The sequence below is a fragment of the Brevundimonas guildfordensis genome, from assembly GCF_014836405.1.
Lineage (GTDB): Bacteria > Pseudomonadota > Alphaproteobacteria > Caulobacterales > Caulobacteraceae > Brevundimonas > Brevundimonas guildfordensis.
In genome coordinates this window covers 83,041-101,143 of the sequence record NZ_JACSQU010000002.1, presented here as the reverse complement: position 1 = coordinate 101,143, position 18,103 = coordinate 83,041, and the positions used below count along the sequence as shown (strand labels likewise).

At 68.4% G+C, this 18,103-nt stretch carries 15 protein-coding genes and 1 tRNA gene; 10 read left to right on the top strand and 6 right to left on the bottom strand.

Annotated features, from left to right (window positions below; translation table 11 throughout):
• Nucleotides 1-192 precede the first annotated feature (192 nt).
• The 4 genes from fsa (at nt 193) to H9656_RS08870 (ending at nt 3,565) form a co-directional block, all read left to right on the top strand.
• Complete coding sequence (gene fsa / locus H9656_RS08885) at nt 193-846, top strand: fructose-6-phosphate aldolase (RefSeq protein ID WP_191743914.1); 654 nt, start codon at nt 193-195, stop codon at nt 844-846.
• Between the two features lie 25 nt (nt 847-871).
• Entirely contained in the window at nt 872-1,573 is a 702-nt protein-coding gene (locus H9656_RS08880) for a DUF484 family protein (protein ID WP_191743913.1), read from the top strand.
• Nucleotides 1,555-2,484, top strand: a complete 930-nt coding sequence (locus H9656_RS08875; protein ID WP_191743912.1) for a tyrosine recombinase XerC — start codon at nt 1,555-1,557, stop codon at nt 2,482-2,484. Before H9656_RS08880 ends, H9656_RS08875 begins: the two co-directional genes overlap by 19 nt.
• Nucleotides 2,485-2,617: 133 nt before the next feature.
• On the top strand, nt 2,618-3,565 hold the full coding sequence (locus H9656_RS08870; protein WP_191743911.1) for an aspartyl protease family protein: 948 nt from the start codon (nt 2,618-2,620) through the stop codon (nt 3,563-3,565).
• Here H9656_RS08870 and H9656_RS08865 read toward each other — a convergent pair.
• Nucleotides 3,552-4,343: an SDR family oxidoreductase gene (locus H9656_RS08865; RefSeq protein WP_191743910.1), complete on the bottom strand. Its 792-nt coding sequence runs from the start codon at nt 4,341-4,343 to the stop codon at nt 3,552-3,554. The two genes, H9656_RS08870 and H9656_RS08865, sit on opposite strands and share 14 nt — an antisense overlap.
• Nucleotides 4,344-4,378: 35 nt before the next feature.
• On the opposite strand from H9656_RS08865, the gene H9656_RS08860 reads away from it, so the two are divergent.
• Together H9656_RS08860 and H9656_RS08855 are read left to right on the top strand one after the other, a co-directional pair.
• Nucleotides 4,379-4,930, top strand: a complete 552-nt coding sequence (locus tag H9656_RS08860; protein WP_225212414.1) for a MarR family winged helix-turn-helix transcriptional regulator — start codon at nt 4,379-4,381, stop codon at nt 4,928-4,930.
• Between the two features lie 92 nt (nt 4,931-5,022).
• Nucleotides 5,023-6,051 carry an FUSC family protein gene (locus tag H9656_RS08855; protein ID WP_318240637.1) on the top strand — a complete coding sequence of 343 codons (1,029 nt, stop codon included), beginning with the start codon at nt 5,023-5,025 and terminating at the stop codon, nt 6,049-6,051.
• 66 nt (nt 6,052-6,117) lie between these two features.
• On the opposite strand, the gene lpdA is transcribed toward H9656_RS08855, so the two are convergent.
• The 4 genes from lpdA to H9656_RS08835 form a co-directional block, all read right to left on the bottom strand.
• Nucleotides 6,118-7,530 (bottom strand): dihydrolipoyl dehydrogenase, encoded by a 1,413-nt coding sequence (gene lpdA / locus H9656_RS08850; protein ID WP_191743908.1) that lies wholly within the window; start codon nt 7,528-7,530, stop codon nt 6,118-6,120.
• 189 nt (nt 7,531-7,719) lie between these two features.
• Complete coding sequence (locus H9656_RS08845) at nt 7,720-10,554, bottom strand: TonB-dependent receptor (RefSeq protein ID WP_191743907.1); 2,835 nt, start codon at nt 10,552-10,554, stop codon at nt 7,720-7,722.
• A gap of 223 nt (nt 10,555-10,777) precedes the next feature.
• A tRNA-Gly gene (locus tag H9656_RS08840) sits at nt 10,778-10,852 on the bottom strand.
• A gap of 269 nt (nt 10,853-11,121) precedes the next feature.
• Nucleotides 11,122-11,904: an SDR family oxidoreductase gene (locus H9656_RS08835; protein ID WP_191743906.1), complete on the bottom strand. Its 783-nt coding sequence runs from the start codon at nt 11,902-11,904 to the stop codon at nt 11,122-11,124.
• 54 nt (nt 11,905-11,958) lie between these two features.
• Here H9656_RS08835 and H9656_RS08830 point away from each other — a divergent pair, with 54 nt between their 5' ends.
• Entirely contained in the window at nt 11,959-12,363 is a 405-nt protein-coding gene (locus H9656_RS08830; protein WP_191743905.1) for a YkvA family protein, read from the top strand.
• Between the two features lie 2 nt (nt 12,364-12,365).
• Here the strand turns inward: H9656_RS08830 and H9656_RS08825 are convergent, their stop codons facing one another.
• Entirely contained in the window at nt 12,366-13,367 is a 1,002-nt protein-coding gene (locus H9656_RS08825) for an NADPH:quinone oxidoreductase family protein (RefSeq protein WP_191743904.1), read from the bottom strand.
• Between the two features lie 109 nt (nt 13,368-13,476).
• Between H9656_RS08825 and H9656_RS08820 the strand changes: the two genes are divergently transcribed.
• The 3 genes from H9656_RS08820 to H9656_RS08810 all read left to right on the top strand — a co-directional run bounded on the left by H9656_RS08820 (nt 13,477) and on the right by H9656_RS08810 (nt 18,084).
• Nucleotides 13,477-14,361 (top strand): isoaspartyl peptidase/L-asparaginase family protein, encoded by an 885-nt coding sequence (locus H9656_RS08820; protein WP_191743903.1) that lies wholly within the window; start codon nt 13,477-13,479, stop codon nt 14,359-14,361.
• Between the two features lie 89 nt (nt 14,362-14,450).
• Nucleotides 14,451-16,361, top strand: coding sequence for a BCCT family transporter (locus H9656_RS08815; RefSeq protein WP_191743902.1), 1,911 nt, complete (start codon nt 14,451-14,453; stop codon nt 16,359-16,361).
• A 70-nt stretch (nt 16,362-16,431) separates the two neighbouring features.
• The gene (locus tag H9656_RS08810) at nt 16,432-18,084 is read left to right on the top strand and encodes a serine hydrolase (protein ID WP_191743901.1); all 1,653 of its coding nucleotides are present in this window, start codon (nt 16,432-16,434) and stop codon (nt 18,082-18,084) included.
• The last annotated feature ends 19 nt before the right edge of the window (nt 18,085-18,103 follow it).

Genomic DNA, 18,103 nt, shown 5'->3' with positions numbered 1-18,103 from the left:
GCACGCCCGCAACGCCGACGTCCGATCCCGACGTAGCGCCATGCCAGGATCGCCGCCCCTCGCCACGCCCGGCGAAGCGATTTCAGACGATTCAGACGAATTGGACTCTGTTTTTTCTGTCACGGAGTCTGAAATATCCCTGGCCGCGAAAGACGGTCGCTTCCGTCACAACTCGGCGCTAAAACTGGTCTCATGAAACTCTTCCTCGACACCGCCGACGTCGCCGTCATCAAGGACCTGCTGCCCACCGGGATGGTGGACGGCGTCACCACCAATCCTAGCCTGATCGCCAAGTCGGGTCGCAACATCGCCGAGGTCATCGCCGAAATCTGCGCCCTGGTCGAGGGGCCGATCTCGGCCGAGGCCGTGGCCACCGACTTCGAGACCATGGTCAAGGAGGGCGACAAGCTGGCCTCCATCGCCCCCAACGTCGTGGTCAAGCTGCCGCTGACGTGGGACGGGCTGCGCGCCACCCGCGCCTTCGCCGACAAGGGGATCAAGACCAACGTCACCCTGTGCTTCTCGGCGGCCCAGGCCATGCTGGCGGCCAAGGCGGGCGCGACCTTCATCTCGCCCTTCGTCGGTCGTCTGGACGATGTCGGCGCCGACGGCGTGGGCCTGCTGGAAGACATCCGCACCCTTTACGACATCCACGACTTCAGCACGGAAATCCTGGCCGCCTCGGTGCGCAATGCGGATCATGTGACCGCCGCCGCCCTGGCCGGCGCCGACGCCTCGACCATCCCGGCCGACGTTTTCAAGGCCTTGGTCAAGCACCCGTTAACCGACAAGGGGTTGGATGCCTTCATGGCGGACTGGGGCAAGACCGGTCAGTCCATTCTGTAGTTTCTGACCCGATGAGAGGTCCCGCTTGAGCACTTCCCTGGACCTCTCAGCCGACCCGGCGAACAGCCTGCACTGGCCGCAGGTGCGCGCCTGGCTGGAACATCACGTCGAACACCTGCTGGACGACCGGGCCCTGCTGGAAGAGCTGGGCCTGGCCGCCACCGGCCGCAACGTCGTCGACTTCGGCCGCGCCGCCCTGGCGCGGCTGGAGGCCGTCGCCCAGCGCGAGGCGGGCGCGCGCAAGCTGATCGAAGAGATCGCCCGCGCCAACTTCGCCGCCCAGACCCAGACCCACGTCGCCGCTCTGGATCTGATGGAAGCCCGCACCCACGCCGAACTGGCGCGCCATCTGGACGCCGTCGCGCAAGGCCGCTTCGGCCTGGCCGGCGCCGCCGTGGCGATCGAGAAGCCGGGCGCCGTCCCCTTCGGCTGGAAGGCGCTGGAGCCGGGCCGCGTCGACGCCCTGCTGGGCGAAGACGGCCTGCACTGGCTCGGCCCCAACTTCACCGGCCTCAGCCTGTTCGGCCCTTCCGAGGGCGAAGTCGCCTCGGTCGCCCTGGTGCGGATGAGCCTGAACGCGCCCGGCGAAAGCCTGCCCCGTCCGGCCCTGTGCGCCTTCGGCTCGGCCGAGGACGACGGCTTCACCCCCGCCATGGGCTGCGAACTTGTGGCCTTCGTCGCCCGCGTCGTCGAACGCATGGCCGAGCGATGGCCGCTGGAAGCCTGACCGCGCAGGACGCTCTGGCCGCCTGGCTGGAGCATCTGGCCCATGAGCGGCGCCTGTCGCCGCGCACGGTGGAGGCCTATGGCCACATCGGGCGGCTGTACCTGGCCTTTCTGGAGCGCCATCGCGGCGGGCCGCAGAGCGCGGCTGATCTTGGCTCGGTCACGGCGGCCGAGGCGCGCGCCCATCTGGCCGAGCGCCGCAGCGGGGATCGCCCGCTGAACGCCCGCTCGCTCAGCCAGACGCTGGCCGCCATCCGGGGCTTTCATGCCTTTCTCGACCGACGCCTGGCCGTGGCGACGCCGCAACTGGCCCTGGTGCGGGGGCCCAAGGTCAAGGCCTCCCTGCCCCGTCCCGTCAGCGAGGATCAGGCCAAGGGCCTGCTGCACGAGCCCGAGGCCGATCCCGACATGGAGCCGTGGGAGGCCGCGCGCGACCGGGCCGTCCTGACCCTGCTCTACGGCTGCGGCCTGCGGATTTCCGAGGCCCTGTCGCTGAAGCGGTCGGACGCCCCCCTGCCCGACAGCCTTCGCATCACCGGCAAGGGCGACAAGACGCGCATGGTCCCCGTCCTGCCCCAGGTGCGCGAGGCGACGGACGCCTATCTGGCCCTGCAGCCCTTCGTCATCGACGCCGAGCAGGCCCTGTTCCGCGCGCGGCGGGGCGGCCCCTTGAGCGCCCGCCATGTGCAGGCGACGGTGCAGCGGCTACGCGGGCGCCTCGGGCTGCCCGCCTCTGCCACGCCCCACGCGCTGCGGCACAGCTTCGCCACCCACCTGCTCGGCGCGGGGGCCGACCTGCGCTCGATCCAGGAGTTGCTCGGCCACGCCAGCCTGTCGACGACGCAGAAATACACCCAGGTCGACGCCGCCCGCCTGCTGGCCGCCTACGCCCAGGCGCACCCGCGCGGCTGACCCTCCGGGCGCGGACTTTTCAGCCGATTAAAAAGGCGCCAGAATTCACCTTGGGGATCGATCGCGGAACGGGAGTTCACGCGTGCGCAGATCGGCCGACACACAATCGCCAGCGCCCGCGAGACGCGATCTCTTGCTGGCGGCGGCCGCCTGGTCCGCGACGCCCTGGTCGCTAACAGCCGCTCAGGTCGAACCGCCAGCGCCCCTCGAAGCGCCACGGCTGCTGACCAATCTGCTGACACGCATCGGGGTTCAGGTCGATCTGGGACGACGCCGCGCTATCTTCGTCATCGACACGGGCGCCGAACGGACCTCGATCTCCGATCAACTGGCCCAGACGCTGGAGTTGCAGCCCGGCCAGCCGGTGCGCGTTCACGGCATCACTGCCGCCGAGTTGGCGCCGACGGTGCGCCTGCCCCTGTTGGCTTTCGCCGGGCGGCGCTTCGCCAACCTGATCGTGCCCGTCTTTCCTCGCGGTCTGCTGGCCGCAGACGGCCTGCTGGGCCTGGACGCCTTGGCCCGTTTCAGGCTGACGCTCGACTATCGCCGACGTCGGGTTTCCCTGGCTCCTTCGGGCCTCGATAGTCCGCGCTTCTACGACACCGGTCGCAACACGCGTATCCCGCAGGTTGAGACGACGGCGCGCACCGACGTGTTCCAGCGCCTGTTCATCACGCGCGCCGCCGTCGACGGCATCAACGTCACGGCTTTCATCGACACCGGAGCGCAGTATTCGATCGGTAATCTCGCGCTGATGCGCGCCCTGGATGCGGTCCAGGGCGCCACCTCGCGGCTGCCGGTGCGGGTGTATGGCGTCATCGGACAGTCAATGCTCGTTCAGGCGGGTAAGGTCGGTAATCTGCGGCTGCATCGGCATAATCTGGGCGAGACCCCGCTCCTGTTCGGCGACCTGCACGCCTTTGGAGTGCTGGACCTGATCGCCCGTCCGGCGCTCCTCCTGGGCGCCGACGCACTGACGCGCTTCAATCGCGTCATTCTCGATTACGGCCTCGCCCGGGTCGTATTCGAAGGTTTGGTTCCCCCGCAGACGTTGGCGCCCTCCAGCGTCAGATCGCCCTGACCGCCCCGCCGTCGACGCGGATCAACGAGCCGGTGACGTATCCGGCCAGCGGACTGGCCAGGAAGGCGGCGACGGCCCCGAATTCCTCGGGCGAGCCGATGCGTCCGGCCGGGATGGTCTTGACCGACTCCGCGCGAGCCTCCGCGGGTTCAACGCCGGTGGCGGCGGCGCGGGCGGCGTCCAGCCGCTCGATGCGCGGCGTGTCGATCCGACCCGGCAACAGGGTGTTGACCGTCACCCCGTTGGCCGCGACCTCGCTGGCCAGAGTCTTGGACCAGGCCGCCACCGAGGCGCGCAGGGTGTTGGACACGCCCAGCGTGCCGATCGGCTCGACCACGCTGGTTGAGGCCACATTCAGCACCCGGCCCCAGCCCATGGAGCGCATCCCCGGCATCACCCGATCGGTCAGACGGAAGACCGACAGCACCATGGCCTCGAACTGCTCGCGCCACAGGGCTGGGTCGAGGCCCGCGACACCCGACGGCGGGGGCCCGCCGGTGTTGTTCAACAGGATCTGGATGGGCCCGCCCAGACCCGCCTCGGCGGAATCCACCGCCTTCAGCAGGGCGTCGTGATCGGCCAAGTCGGCCGGGGCGATGATCGCCCTGCCCGGCCCCATGGCGTTCAGCTCTTCGGCGACGGTCTGAAGCTTGCCTGCATCGCGCGACAGCAGGGCCACGTGCGCCCCTTCGGCGACCAAGGCCGTCGCCACCGCGCGCCCAAGGCCGCTGGAGCCGCCGCAGACCAATGCGCGTTTACCGGTGAGTTGAAGGTCCATAGCGACGTTCCGAGGCAATGATGAATGAGCCTCACATGGTCACGCTCGACAAGAATACGAGAACGGCCGCATCGATTTTTGATTTGATTTGCAATTCAAATCAAAAATCCCATTCTTCTAGGATGATCAAGATATCCCCCGAGCGCGCTCGCTTCGGCGTGACATTCTCCTTGCTGGCCCGTCGCTGGCGGCGGTTGATTGAGGCGCACCTGGCGACAACCGGCCTGACCGACGCCACCTGGCGCCCGCTGGTGCACTTGGACGCCACCGGCGGCGGCCTGGCGCAAAAGGAGTTGGCGGCTCTGGTCGGCGTGGACGGCTCCAGCCTGGTGCGGGTGCTCGATATTCTCGAGCGCGACGGCCTGATCGAGCGACGCCGCGACCCTGCCGACGGGCGCAACAGGCTCATTCATTTGACCCAGGCGGGCGAGAAACGGGTGGGCGAAATCCAAGCCGAATTGAGAGTTGCGGAAACGGCCATGCTGGTCGACCTGTCCGATGCGGATCTCGGCGTCATGCTGGAGAGTTTCGGCGCGATCGAGCGTCGCATGGCGGAACGCGAAAGCCTTGGAGGCGCGACAGCGTGACTCCGACCGATCCCCGGCCCGAGCGACGGACGCGGAGAAGGGAAGCCGCCCGCCTGCTGCTGCACCCCGTCCAACTCAGAGACAGCTTGAGCGTGGCGCCCCAGGCGTCGCTGCGCAATGCGACGCTCGCCGGGCTGCAGGCCGCCTTGGCGGTGCTCATCGCCTTGCCGATCGTCGTGCTGTCGCCGTGGGCGCATCTGATCGGCTTCGCCTCGCTAGGCGCGCTGGTGGCCCTGTTCGGCCGCTTTGCACCCGCCGGCCGCCGCCAGAGCGTGGTGCTGCTCTGCGGCCTGTTCCAGGTCGCAAGTGTCCTGCTGATGTCCATGGCCGTCTGGCTGGGTGCGCCGCAGGGCGTGCAACTGGCCCTGTTGGCGATCTGGTGCGGCGTCTGCCTGTTCGTCACCATCCTCGGCCGGTTCGGCGCGCCCGGCGCCCTGATCTTCGTCTTCGCCGCCAGCGCCGCCATGGCGCCCCAGCTTACGCTGGGCCAGGTCGTCGAACGAACCGCGGCCACAGCCATTGTCGCCGCCCTCGCCTGGCTGGTCTGCCTGGTCACCGAAGCCGGTCGCCATGTTCCCCCGCCCGCAGGCGATAGGCTCGAGGATCCCCTGCCGCCGCTTCGAAGCCGCCTGATCGCGGCCGGGCGCACCGTGGCCGGGGCCGGCCTCGCCATCGTGGTCAGTCTGGCGCTCGACGGCCAGCACCCGGCCTGGGCCGCCATGGGGGCGCTGGCGGTCATGCAGGGGCCCCAGCTCCACATCGTCATGAACCGCGCCCTGCAGCGTATGGGGGGCACGACGATCGGCGCTCTGCTGGCCTGGCTGCTGCTTCTGCAGGACCCGTCCGTCTGGGTGCTGATCGCCGTGCTGGCCGCGCTGCAACTGCTCACCGAGGTGGTGATCGGGTTCAACTACGCCTTCGGCCAAGTCCTGGTGACGCCGATGGCCCTGCTGATGACCTATCTCGGCGCGGCCCGCGCGCTCGGTCCCGAGATGGCGTCCGAGCGCATCGTGGAGACCCTGATCGGCGTGGCGGTCGGGGTCGTCCTGTCGGTGGTGTTTTCGTCTGCGGACGAACGCGCCCATCTCGCGCATCGGATCCGACCCGCGCCAGATCGCTGACCCGCTAAGAAAAACGGCGCGCCCCCTGCGGGACGCGCCGTTCTGATGTCGAACTGACGGTTAGGCTTACGCCTGCATCGTCCAGCCTTCGACGCCCATGGCCGCCTGACGGAAGGCTTCCGAGCGGGTCGGGTGCGGGTGGCAGGTGCGGGCGATGTCCTCGGACGAGCCGCCGAAGGCCATGGTCATGCAGGCCTCGCCGATCAGTTCGCCGGCTTGCGGGCCGTAGATGTGGACGCCCAGGACCTTGTCGGTCGCGGCGTCGGCCAGGACCTTCACGAAGCCGTCGGTCTCGTGGTTGATCTTGGCGCGGCTGTTGGCGGCGAAGGGGAATTTGCCCTTCTTGTAGTTGACGCCGGCGGCCTTCAGCGCCTCTTCGGTCTTGCCGACCCAGGCCACTTCCGGACCGGTGTAGATGACCGACGGCACCAGGTCGTAGTCGACGTGGCCCGGCTTGCCCGCGATCAGCTCGATCACGGCCACGGCGTCTTCTTCGGCCTTGTGGGCCAGCATCGGGCCGTGCGTCACGTCGCCGATGACCCAGACGCCCGGCGCCGAGGTCTTGAAGTGGTCGTTGGCGATGAAGCCGCGCGCGTCCGGCGTGACGCCGACCGTCTCCAGCCCCAGGCCCTGCGTGTAGGGACGGCGGCCGATGGCGACCAGCACCACGTCGCCCTTCAGCGTCTCGGCCGCGCCGCCCTTGGCCGGTTCCAGCGTCAGTTCAACGCCGTCCTTGGAGGTCTGGGCGCCGGTGACCTTGGTGCCCATGCGGAAGGTCATGCCCTGCTTGGTCAGGCCGCGCTGGAAGGCGGTGGCGACTTCGCCGTCCATGCCCGCACCGACCTTGTCGAGGAACTCGACGACCGTGACCTGGGCGCCCAGACGACGCCAGACCGAGCCGAGCTCGAGGCCGATGACGCCCGCGCCGATGACGATCAGATGCTTGGGCACCTTGGGCAGGAACAGGGCGCCGGTCGAGTCGATGACCTTGCCGTCCTCGAAGGCGACGCCCGGCAGCGGGGTCGGCTCGGAGCCGGTGGCGATGATGATGTTCTTGGTTGCGAGCGTGGTCTTGGCGCCGCCCTCGGCTTCGACCTCGACCTTGCCGGCGCCGGCGATGCGGCCGAAGCCCTTCACCACGTCGACCTTGTTCTTCTTCATCAGGAATTCGATGCCCTTGGTCAGGGCTTCGACGCTGTCGTCCTTGGCCTTGTGCATCTGGGTCAGGTTCAGCTTGGGCTTCACCTCGATGCCGATGCCGGCGAATTCGACGTTGGCGGCCTCGTACAGCTCCGAGGCGTGCAGCAGGGCCTTCGACGGCATGCAGCCGACGTTCAGGCAGGTGCCGCCCAGCGTGGCGCGCTTCTCGACCAGGGCGGCCTTCAGGCCCAGCTGGCCGGCGCGGATGGCGGCGTTGTAGCCGCCCGGCCCGCCCCCGATGATCACCACGTCGTAGGTCTGGGAAGCGGCGTCGGCCATGAGGTCCTCTGACTTGTTCGGGCGCCAGGCAGGCGCTGAAAAATGAAGCGGCGCGGACACTAGCGCCGACCCCGGCGGGGTCAACCGCCACGGTCCATATAGGCCCGGATGCTTTCGGGGGCCATGCCGGACCGACGCAAAAGGCCGGGCGTCGCCGCCCGGCCTTCCTTATCAGCCCTAGGGAGCCGATCAGTATTTGAAGCGCACGCCCATGAAGACGTTGTAGCCGAACTTCTCGTACTCATACGTGCGATCGCGCGCGCCGTAGTATTTGACGCCGGCGGAGTCGGTCAGGTTCTTGGCCTCGCCGAACACCTCGATCCCGCTGCCAAAGTCGTAGGAGGCGGTGAAGTCCAGCTGCTCGCGGCCCTCGACGAACAGGTCGAAGTCCGGATCATCGGCGTTGATCTCTTCCAGATAGTCGCTGCGCTTGGTGTAGCTGAGGCGCGCGCTGAAGCCGGCCATCTCGTAGAAGAGGGCGAGGTTGTAGTTGTTCTCCGACTGGCCCGGCAGGGAGAACTTGTTGCGGCCGCCATAAGCCTGGGCCGTTTCGATCTCCGCGTCGGTCCAGGTGTAGTTGGCGAACACGCCGAAGCCCGAGGCCCAGCCCGGCAGGAAGCTGAACTTCTGCTGCCAGTTCAGCTCCAGCCCCATCAGGTGACCGTTCGGCGCGTTGATCGGCGTCTCGAACTCGGCGTCGAACGCGTTGCCGTCGATGGTCACCGTATCCTCGTACTTGAGGATGTAGCGATAGTCGGTGAGGTCCTTGTAGAAGGCGTTAGCCGACACGACGCCCAGCGAGGCGAAATAATACTCCAGGCCGAAGTCGACGTTGTTCGACAGTGTCGGCTGCAGGTCGGGGTTGCCGATCTCATAGGAGATGTCCGTGCCGTCCGTCTCCTCGATGCGGCGCGGGACGATCTGATTGAACTCGGGGCGCGAGATCGAGCGCGTCAGAGCGAAGCGGCCGATCAGATTGTCCGAGAAGCTGTGGCGCACCGTCAGGTTCGGGAAGAACTCGGTGTCGTCGCGGTCGACCCGCGCCATGTCATAGGGCCGGGTGCCGTCGTTATCGATCAGGCTGGCGGCCTCGCCCTCGAACTGGGTGTTCTCGACGCGCAGGCCGAAAACGATGTTGGTCGCGCCGATGTCGAGGCGGCCCTGGGCGTAGGCCGACAGAATGTCTTCCTGCGCCGTATAGTCCGCCGCGATCGAGTCCGCCGGACGGAGCGGCGACAGCGGGCGCATCTGGCCGAAATAGTCGTCCACGAGGCCGTTGTTGAACTTCCTGCCCAGCAGATAGCCGTAGTTGCGCGAGTCCGTGTCCGTCAGCAGGTCGGCGTACGGCTGCGACGGGGCGTGGGCGGCGTCGCGACTGCGGAAGCGATCCTCGTCGGCAGAGATGTCGCGGGTGCGGTATTTGCCGCCGAACTTCCAGGTGACTTCGCGCCCGCCGATGACCGAGGGCAGTTCGAAGTTGGTCTGGAAGGTCAGCTCTTCCTGCTCCGTGGTGCTGGAGCGGAAGGCGTTCTCGCGGAAGCGGTACTGCGCCGCATCCATGTGCTCGCCGGTCGTGAAGATCGAATAGGTCGGCTCGTAGTGGTCGCCGGTGAAGTCGTAGGTGACCGACGGGTTCGCCCGTGAGCGGAACAGCAGCTCGTTGCGGTTCGGATAGGTCTGCTCGCTGCTGGCCCAGGACAGGGCGGCGTCCCAGACGGCGCCGTTGGCGAAGATGCGCTCGGCGCCGGTCGTCAGGGTCAGGATTTCGTTCTTCTGGGTGCGGTGACGCAGCTGACGCTCGACCGTGACGTTGTCGAAGGTCGCCTTGCGATCGGTCGCCCCGGCCTGCAGCTCGTCCTCGTCATAGGTCAGCAGCAGCTGGTTGCGGTATTCGTCGTCCTCGAACTGGGCGAACGAGCCGCGGATCCAGGCGCGATAGGCGTCAGACGGACGGAACTCCAGCGAGCCGTTGATCGACTGGCGCGTGCGCTCGGTGTCGTAATCCTTGAACAGGCTTTCCTCGAGGGCGAACACCTCGCCGCCTTCGGGCGTCTCCATCTTGGTCCAGCCGGACTCGACGTTGTCGGGACGGCGGTTGGTCTTGGAGTAGGAGTAGGACAGCAGGCCGCCGAAGGTCTGATCCGCGCCGAACACGTTCGACGCCGTGGCGCCGGCGCGGATGTCCTCGCCGCCGTAGTCGTTGTAGCTGCCGCCGGCATAGCCGCTGACGGCCAGGCGACGCTGGTCGAAGGGCGAACGGGTCTTGATGTTGACCGCGCCGGCGATGGAGTCGGCATCCTGGCTCGGCAGCAGGGTCTTGGAGATCTCGATGTTGGAGACGATGTCGCTGGGCAGGGTGTCCAGGTCGACCGCGCGCGTGCCCGGATCGACGGCCGGAATCGTCACGCCGTCCACCGATACGGCGGTGAAGGCCGACGGCGCGCCGCGCACGTTGATGTAGCGGCCCTCGCCCTGGTCGCGCTGGATGGCGATGCCGGGAACGCGCTGCAGGGATTCGGCCACGTTCGGGTCGGGGTAGCGGCCGATCGCGTCGGCCGACAGGACGTTGATCACGCCGTCGGCGTTCTTCTGCTGGTTCAGCGAGCGGGCGACGCCCTCGGTGATGACCCCGTTGACGATGACGTCGGCAACGGCCGTCGCCGCGCCCGAGCCCATCATGACGGTGACCGACGTCAGCCGGCCCGGGGCGACAGCGACGCTCTGGGTCGCGCTCGGCAGGCCGATGTAGCGCGCCTCCAGCGTCACCTGACCTGAGACGCCGCCCAGGTTGAACTCGCCCTGGCTGTCGGCGACGGCGCGGCGGCCGCTGACGCGGTCGATGATCTCGGCGCCGGGAAGGGGCGAGCCGTCCGCATTGACGACGCGGCCGATCAGGCCGTCGCCCGCCGGGGCGGACGCGAAAGCCGGCGCCGCGTCAGCCGCGACCGCGACATCGGCAGCCTGGGCGGCCACGGCGAAAACCAGCGGCAGGCTCGCCGCGCTGAGAAGAAGTCCGAGCTTCATGTCCAAATCCCTGAAGGACCGGCGCCGTTTCTGGCGATCCGGGTCTGCGGGGATGGCTAATGCGCCGCGAAGACGCGGCCACGACGGTTTGAAGAAAAGGAATCTGCGGACGGAACACGGAACCGCGACAGTTGGTCCCGACTCGGACCATTCGTCACAAGACGATCGCGCAAAAGGAAACGGGGCCCGACCTTGCGGCCGGACCCCGTTTTCCGTTTTCGACTGGAGCGGGCGAGGCGATTCGAACGCCCGACCCTCACCTTGGCAAGGTGATGCTCTACCCCTGAGCTACGCCCGCACTCCGTTGGGAGCGGTGTGCTGCTCCCCGTCGAGGAAGGGGCGTATAGCGGACCGGCTTCGGATCGCGCAAGCCCCTTTTTCGATTTTCGTCCAATCCGTCGATTTTTTTCGAACGGCCCTGAAACTTCACACGAAAACGGCCCCCGAAACGTCCGCAAGGACGCCAAGGAGGCCGTTTCAAAACAGAGCCGTCAGCCCCTTATGCGCCCTGCCCGCTCAAGCAGCGAGCCGCCGCGCGGCGAGCGTTAGCAGCCTTCAGCGCCTCGCTTAGCGAGGGGCGAGGCGTATAGCCCCGTCCAGACGGATGCACTCGCCGTTGATGTAGGTGTTCTCGGCCAGGTGCAGGGCCAGGGCGGCGTAGTCGGCCGGCGTGCCCAGGCGCTTGGGGAAGGGGATCATGGCCGCCAGGGCGTCCTGCACCTTCTGATCCATGCCGGCCATCATCGGCGTCCACATGATGCCGGGCAGGATGGTGTTGACCCGCACGCCCTCGTTCATCAGGTCACGCGCCACCGGCAGAGTCATGGCGTAGACGCCGCCCTTGGAGGCCGAATAGGCCGCCTGGCCGATCTGGCCGTCCTGCGCCGCGACCGAGGCGGTGTTGACGATCAGGCCGCGCTCGCCGTCTTCCATCGGCTCCGCCGTCACCATGCCCGCCGCCGACTGCGACAGGACGCGGAAGGTCCCGAACAGGTTGATCGAGACGGTGCGCTCGAACTGGGCCATGTCGTGGGCGCGGATCTCGCCGGTGTCCTTCTTGCGGCTGACGGTCTTCTGGCCGGTGGCGATGCCGGCGCAGTTGACGGTCAGGCGCTCCTGGCCGTGGGCGGCGCGGGCCTTGGCGAAGCCGGCGGCGACGCTCTCGTCCGAGGTCACGTCGACCTTGCAGAAGACGCCGCCGATTTCCTGGGCGATGACCTCGCCGCGTTCTTCGTTCAGGTCGAAAAGGGCGACCTTGACGCCCTTGGCGGCCAGGGCGCGCGCCGTGCCCTCGCCGAGGCCCGAGGCCCCGCCGGTCACCACCGCCGCGATCGAAGCGTCGAGTTTCATGGAAGTCGTCCTATATTCGATTGAACCGAGTGCTCGTGCGAGGATTTAGCGGCCATGACCGCAAAGACCAACGGAATGTCGCCTGATGACGCCATCAATCCTGACAAGGCCCTGGTTCCCGCCGTGCAGAAGGTGAACGAGTTGCGCGTGCGCAAAGGCTTCTGGCCCAAAATGCGGCGCACCGCCGCCCGCATCCCCTTCGCCCAGCAGGCGGTCGCCGCCTGGTACGCGGCTCAGGACCCCAAGACCCCGCTGGCGGCCAAAGGGCTGATCCTGGGGGCACTGGCCTATTTCGTCATGCCGGTGGACGCCATTCCCGACATCTTCGCCGGCATCGGCTTCACCGACGACGCGGCGGTGATTGCGGCGGTGCTGGCCACCTTGGGCGCTCACCTTAAGCCGCGCCATCACGATCAGGCGGCGCAGGCGCTGAAGCGGCTACGGGACGAGGAAGACTAGGCCTAGTCTTCCACCTTCACGACGATCTTGCCGACGGCGGTGCGCTCGCTAAGCGTCTGAATGGCTTCGTGGGCGCGTTCCAAAGGGAAGGTTCGGCTGATGCGGGGCCGAATCTTGCCGTCTTTCCACAGTTGCATCAGCTCGGCCATGTTGGCGGCGTTTGCCTTGGGCTCGCGGGCGACGGCGGCGCCCCAAAAGACGCCGACCACCGACACCGACTTCAGCAAAGTTAGGTTCAGCGGCAGGGACGGAATCCCCGCCGGGAATCCGACCACCAGATAGCGGCCGTTCCAGTCCATGGCCCGCAGCGCCGGCTCGGCGTAGTCGCCGCCGACGCCGTCGAAGACCACATCGGCGCCGTCGCGGCCGGTCGACAGCTTGAACTCGCCCGACAGCGCCTTCTGGGCCGCCTTGTCCATCGGGCCGGTGGGATAGATCAGGCCGTTGTCGGCCCCCAGCTCCAGCGCGAACTCCACCTTGTCATTGGTCGAGGCGGCGGCGACCACACGCGCGCCCATCGCCTTGCCCAGCTCGACGGCGGCGGCGCCGACGCCGCCCGCCGCGCCCAGCACCAGCAAGGTCTCGCCCGGCTGCAGGTTCGCCCGGTCCTTCAGCGCGTAATAACTGGTGCCATAGGTCATGATGAAGGCGGCGGCCGTCTCATAGTCCATGCCGTCAGGGATGGGGATCAGGGTCTCGGCCCTGACCTTCAGCCGCTCGACCATGCCGCCCCAGCCGGGCACGGCGACGACGCGGTCGCCCCGGAAGACGCCCTTCACGCCTTCGCCAACCGCATCGACCACGCCTGCGACCTCGGCCCCCGGCGCGAAGGGGCGCTCGGGCCTGAACTGGTATTTGTCGGCGATGATCAGGGCGTCGGGATAGTTGACGCCCACGGCCTTGACCTCGATCACCACCTCGCCCGGTCCGGGCGTGGGGTCCATGACCTCCTCGACGACGAGCGTTTCCGGGCCGCCGGGGGCCTTGGACAGGACTGCGCGCATTAGGAACTCTCTTCAGCCACCCCCGCCGGCCATGGCGCCGACACGCCGGTGACGCTAATCAGCCTGCGGCCCGATGCAAAGAGGCCGAACAGGTTCTGAGGAGACGATCATGGCGAAACCCGCCCTCATCCTTCACGGCGGCGCCGGCGCGCGGCGCGAGCGCAACTACGACGCCGAGGTCGTCAACATGCGCGAAGTCGTCGAGGCGATGAAGGCGCGGCTGGACGCCGGAGCCTCGGCGCTGGACGTGGCGGTCGAGGCGGTGGTCATGCTGGAGGACTCGGGCCTCTATGTCGCCGGGCGCGGCGCCTCGCCCAATCTGGCGGGCGAATTTGAGCTGGACGCCAGCCTGATGGACGGCGCGACCGGCAAGGCCGGGGCCGTCGCCGCCCTGCAGGGCTTCCGCAACCCGGTCGTCGCCGCCCGGGCGGTGATGGACCGCACCCCCCACGTCATGCTGGCCGGAAGCGGCGCCGCCCGCTTCGCCGCCGAACAGGGCCTGACCCGCGTAGAGGACCCCGCCGCCTGGTTCACCGGCGCCGGCAAGGGCGAGGACAACCATCCGCCCAGCATGCTGAGCCACGGCACCGTGGGCTGCTGCGTGCTGGACAGCCAGGGCCGCCTGGCCGCCGCCACCTCGACCGCGGGCGTGTTCGGCAAGGTGCCGGGCCGCGTCGGCGACACCCCCATCCCCGCCGCCGGAACCTGGGCCGACGAGCACGCCGCCGTCTCCTGCACCGGCCAGGGCGAGTATTTCATCCGCGTCGCCGCCGCCGCCCGCACCGCCTTCGGCGTCGCCGCCGGTCAGTCGCTGAGCGAAGCTTCGCAGAGCGTGATCGACCGCATCGGCGCCCTGGGCGGGGACGGCGGCCTGATCGCTTTGGACCGCAACGGAAACATCGCCGCCCCCTACAACAGCCAGGGCATGAAGCGCGCCTGGCTGGCGACCGACGGCCGCGTCGGGGTCGAGGTGTTCGGACCGCAGGGGGCCTGAGCCTTCCACACCCGCCCCCGCGCGCGGGGGCGACTTAACCGGCGCTCGGCGCGACGGGAACAATAAGCTTCGCCGGGCGCTTGGCCCCCATGTTGACCACCAAGATGAACCCGCGAGTCTTCTGGGGCGCCAGCGGTATCGCGGGCGGACTGCTGCTGCTCGCCCTGGTCGCGCCGGCCACGTCCGACCTCTTGTTCGGGCGCGCCCAGGCCTGGGTGATCGACACCTTCGGCTGGTTCTACGTGGCGTCAGTCGCCGGTTTCCTGCTGTTTGTGACGGTGCTGGCCATCGGGCCGACCGGTCGGCTGAAACTGGGCCCTGACGACGCCGATCCGGACTTTCCCTACGTCTCCTGGCTGGCCATGCTTTTCGCGGCGGGAATGGGCATCGGGCTGATGTACTTCGCCGTGGCCGAGCCGGTGCAGCACTACATCGCTCCGCCCGAGGCCGCCCCTGGGACCGTCGAGGCCGCGCGCGAAGCCATGGTCATCACCTACACCCACTGGGGGGTCCACGCCTGGGCCATCTATGCGGTGGTGGGGCTGAGCCTGGCCTATTTCTCGCACCGCAAAGGTCTGCCTCTGACCATGCGCTCCGGCCTCTATCCGCTGCTGGGCAAGCGCATCAACGGGCCGCTCGGCGATGCGGTCGACATCTTCGCCATCTGCGGCACTCTGTTCGGCATCGCCACCTCGCTGGGGTTCGGGGTGGCGCAGATGACGTCAGGGCTGAACTATGTGTTCGGCCTGCCCAACACCGTGGTGGTGCAGGTGATCCTGATCGCCGTGGTCATGAGCGCCGCCACCCTGTCCGTCCTGTCGGGCGTCGAGCGCGGCGTGCGGCGGCTGTCGGAGCTGAACCTGATCCTAGCCGTCTGCCTGATGCTGTTTGTGCTGATCGCCGGGCCGACCCTGTTCCTGCTGCAGGCCTATGTGCAGAATTTCGGGCTCTACCTCGACCACTTCTTCATGCGCACCTTCACCCTTTACGCCTATGAGCCACGCGCGTGGATGGCGGACTGGACGCTGTTCTACTGGGCCTGGTGGATCGCCTGGTCGCCGTTCGTCGGCATGTTCATCGCCCGCATCTCGCGCGGTCGCACGGTCCGCGAGTTCATCATCGGCGTGCTGCTGGTGCCGTCAGGCTTCACCTTCCTGTGGATGACCGTCTTCGGCAATACGGCGATGAACCTGGATCTCGGCCTTGCAGCGGGAGCAATCTCGGACGCCGTGCAGGCCGATCTGTCGACAGCCCTGTTCCGCTTCCTCGAGTATCTTCCGGCCCCGGCGCTCACCTCCACCCTGGCGATCGCCCTGGTGGCGGTCTTCTTCGTCACCTCAGCGGACTCGGGCTCGCTCGTCATCGACACCCTGGCCTCGGGCGGGGCCGAGGATACGCCGCGCTGGCAGCGGCTTTACTGGTGCGGGTTACAGGCGCTGGCGGCGGCGCTTCTGCTGCTGGCCGGCGGGTTGGCGGCCTTGCAGGCCGCCACCCTGGTGGCCGCCCTGCCGTTCGCCATCATCATGCTGCTGCTGTGCTTCGGCCTCAGCCGACAGATGAACGCCGACCTCAAGGGCGAGGCGGTCGAGGTCGAAGGCGCGCCCCTGCGCGAACGGCTCAAGCGCATGTTGGCCCCCGCCAGCCGCGCCGACATCGCCCGCGAGATGGAGCGCCACGGCGCGCCGGCCCTGGCGGAGGTGCGCGACGCTCTCGCCGCCGAGGGCCTGGAGAACTGCGAGGTCCAGACCGACGACAATGGCGTCTGGCTGAGGGTCGAGCACGCCAACGGCCGCGATTTCCTCTATCGGCTGGGCGTGCGCGCGCGGCCGCGTCCGGCCTTGACCGCCCTGGACACGCCGGAAGGCCGCCGTCCGCTGGAATGGCGGATGAGCGCGGTGACCGGCGACGGCGCCCGCCCGCGCGACGTCACCGGCTTCACCCGCGCCCAGATCGTCGCCGACGTGCTGGAGCACCTGCAACGCTGGCGGCTTGCCGCCTAGGTCAGACTCCCCCTTGGCCCCGGAGACGGGCGGCGGTAGCGTCGCCGCTCAGTCTTCGGGAGCGTCCTTGATGTCCATCCGCCTGTCGCGCCGCGCGGCGTTGATTTCCTCCGCCGTCGCCGCCACGGGCGCGGCCCTGCCCGCGACCGGCTGGGCCCAGACCAGCGCCGATACGCGCACCGACGAAGAGGTCGCGGCCGCCGCCGACGTCTGGATCAAACGCTGTATGGAAGCCTGGCCGGACCAGCCCGCCGTGTCGCTGGCGCTGGTGCGCGACGGCAAGACGGTGCTGGCCAAGGGCTATGGCGTGCGGCGTCAGGGCAAGGCCGAGCCCGTCGACGAACACACCCTGTTCGCCATCGCCTCCAACTCCAAGAACGTCACCGCCGCCTGCCTGGCCATCCTGGTCGATGAGGGCAAGGTGAAGTGGGACGAGCCGATCAAGACCTATCTGCCCGGCTTCACCCTGTCGGACCCGATGGTCGGCGAGCGGATCACGGTGCGCGACACGCTGAGCCACCGCGCCGGCTTCGGTCTGGGCGCCGGCGACCTGCTGTTCTGGCCCAACAGCGACCGGACCCGCGCCGAGGTCTTGGCCCAGGCCGCCTTCGTGCCGATCGAGGACGGCTTCCGCGAGGACTACCACTACTGCAACCTGATGTTCGTGGTGGCCGGCGCCGTGATCGAGACCGTGTCGGGCCTCTCGTGGGAGGACTTCGTCCAGACCCGCATCTTCGACAAGGTAGGCATGAGCGAGAGCGTGCCCCTGGCCCGTCTGGCCGATCCGAAGAAGTCCGCCCTGCCCCACGGCCGCGTCGGCCCGCCCCTGCGCTATCAGGGGCCGATGACCCAGATCGCCTACTCCATCGTCGAGGTCTGGAACTGGGATTCGGCGGCGGCCGCGGGCGGCATCTGCGCCAGCGCCCACGACTGGGCGAAATGGATCGCCGTGCGCCTGAACGACGGCAAGCTGGCCGACGGCTCGCGCCTGTTCTCCGAAGCCGCCGCGCGCGAAATGGTCAAGCCGAACATCGTCGTCTCCTCCTCCAACGGGCCGACGGCCGAACTGCCCAACCGGGCGGTGGCCTCGACCTACGCCATGGGGCTGCAGGTGCAGGACTATCGCGGCGAGCGGCTGGTGACGCACGGCGGCGGCTCGCCGGGCGGCATCTCGGCCACGGTGCTGATCCCTGGCCGCAAGATCGGCTTTTCCGTCTTCACCAACGCCGAGGAGAGCTTCCTCTTACGCGCCCTGCGCTCGGGCCTGTCCGACATCGCCATGAACAAGGTCGACGTCGACTGGATCGCCGACTCCAAGAAACGCGAGGCCGAGGGAACCGAGAAGTCGCTGAAGGCCGCCGTCGAAATCGACGCCAAGCAGGCGGCCGGCGCCGCCCCCTCCCTGCCGCTGGAGGCCTACGCCGGGACCTGGCGCGATCCCTGGTACGGCGACATCGTCATCGAGCCGAAGACCGAAGGGCGCGGCCGCAACCGCAAGTCCGGCCTGTGGCTGCGCTTCACCCACACCCCGGCGCTGCAGGGCTGGCTGGAGCCCTATGACGGCGAGACCTTCCGCACCCGCTTCCCCGACAAGCGCGACGAGGACGCCTTCATCACCTTTGCGATCGCCACGGCCAAGCCCGCGACCGCCACGGTCAAGGGCGTGTCGCCCGACATCGACTTCTCGTACGACTATCAGGACCTGCGGCTGACGCGGGTCTGAAGGCAGCAAAAAGGGGCGG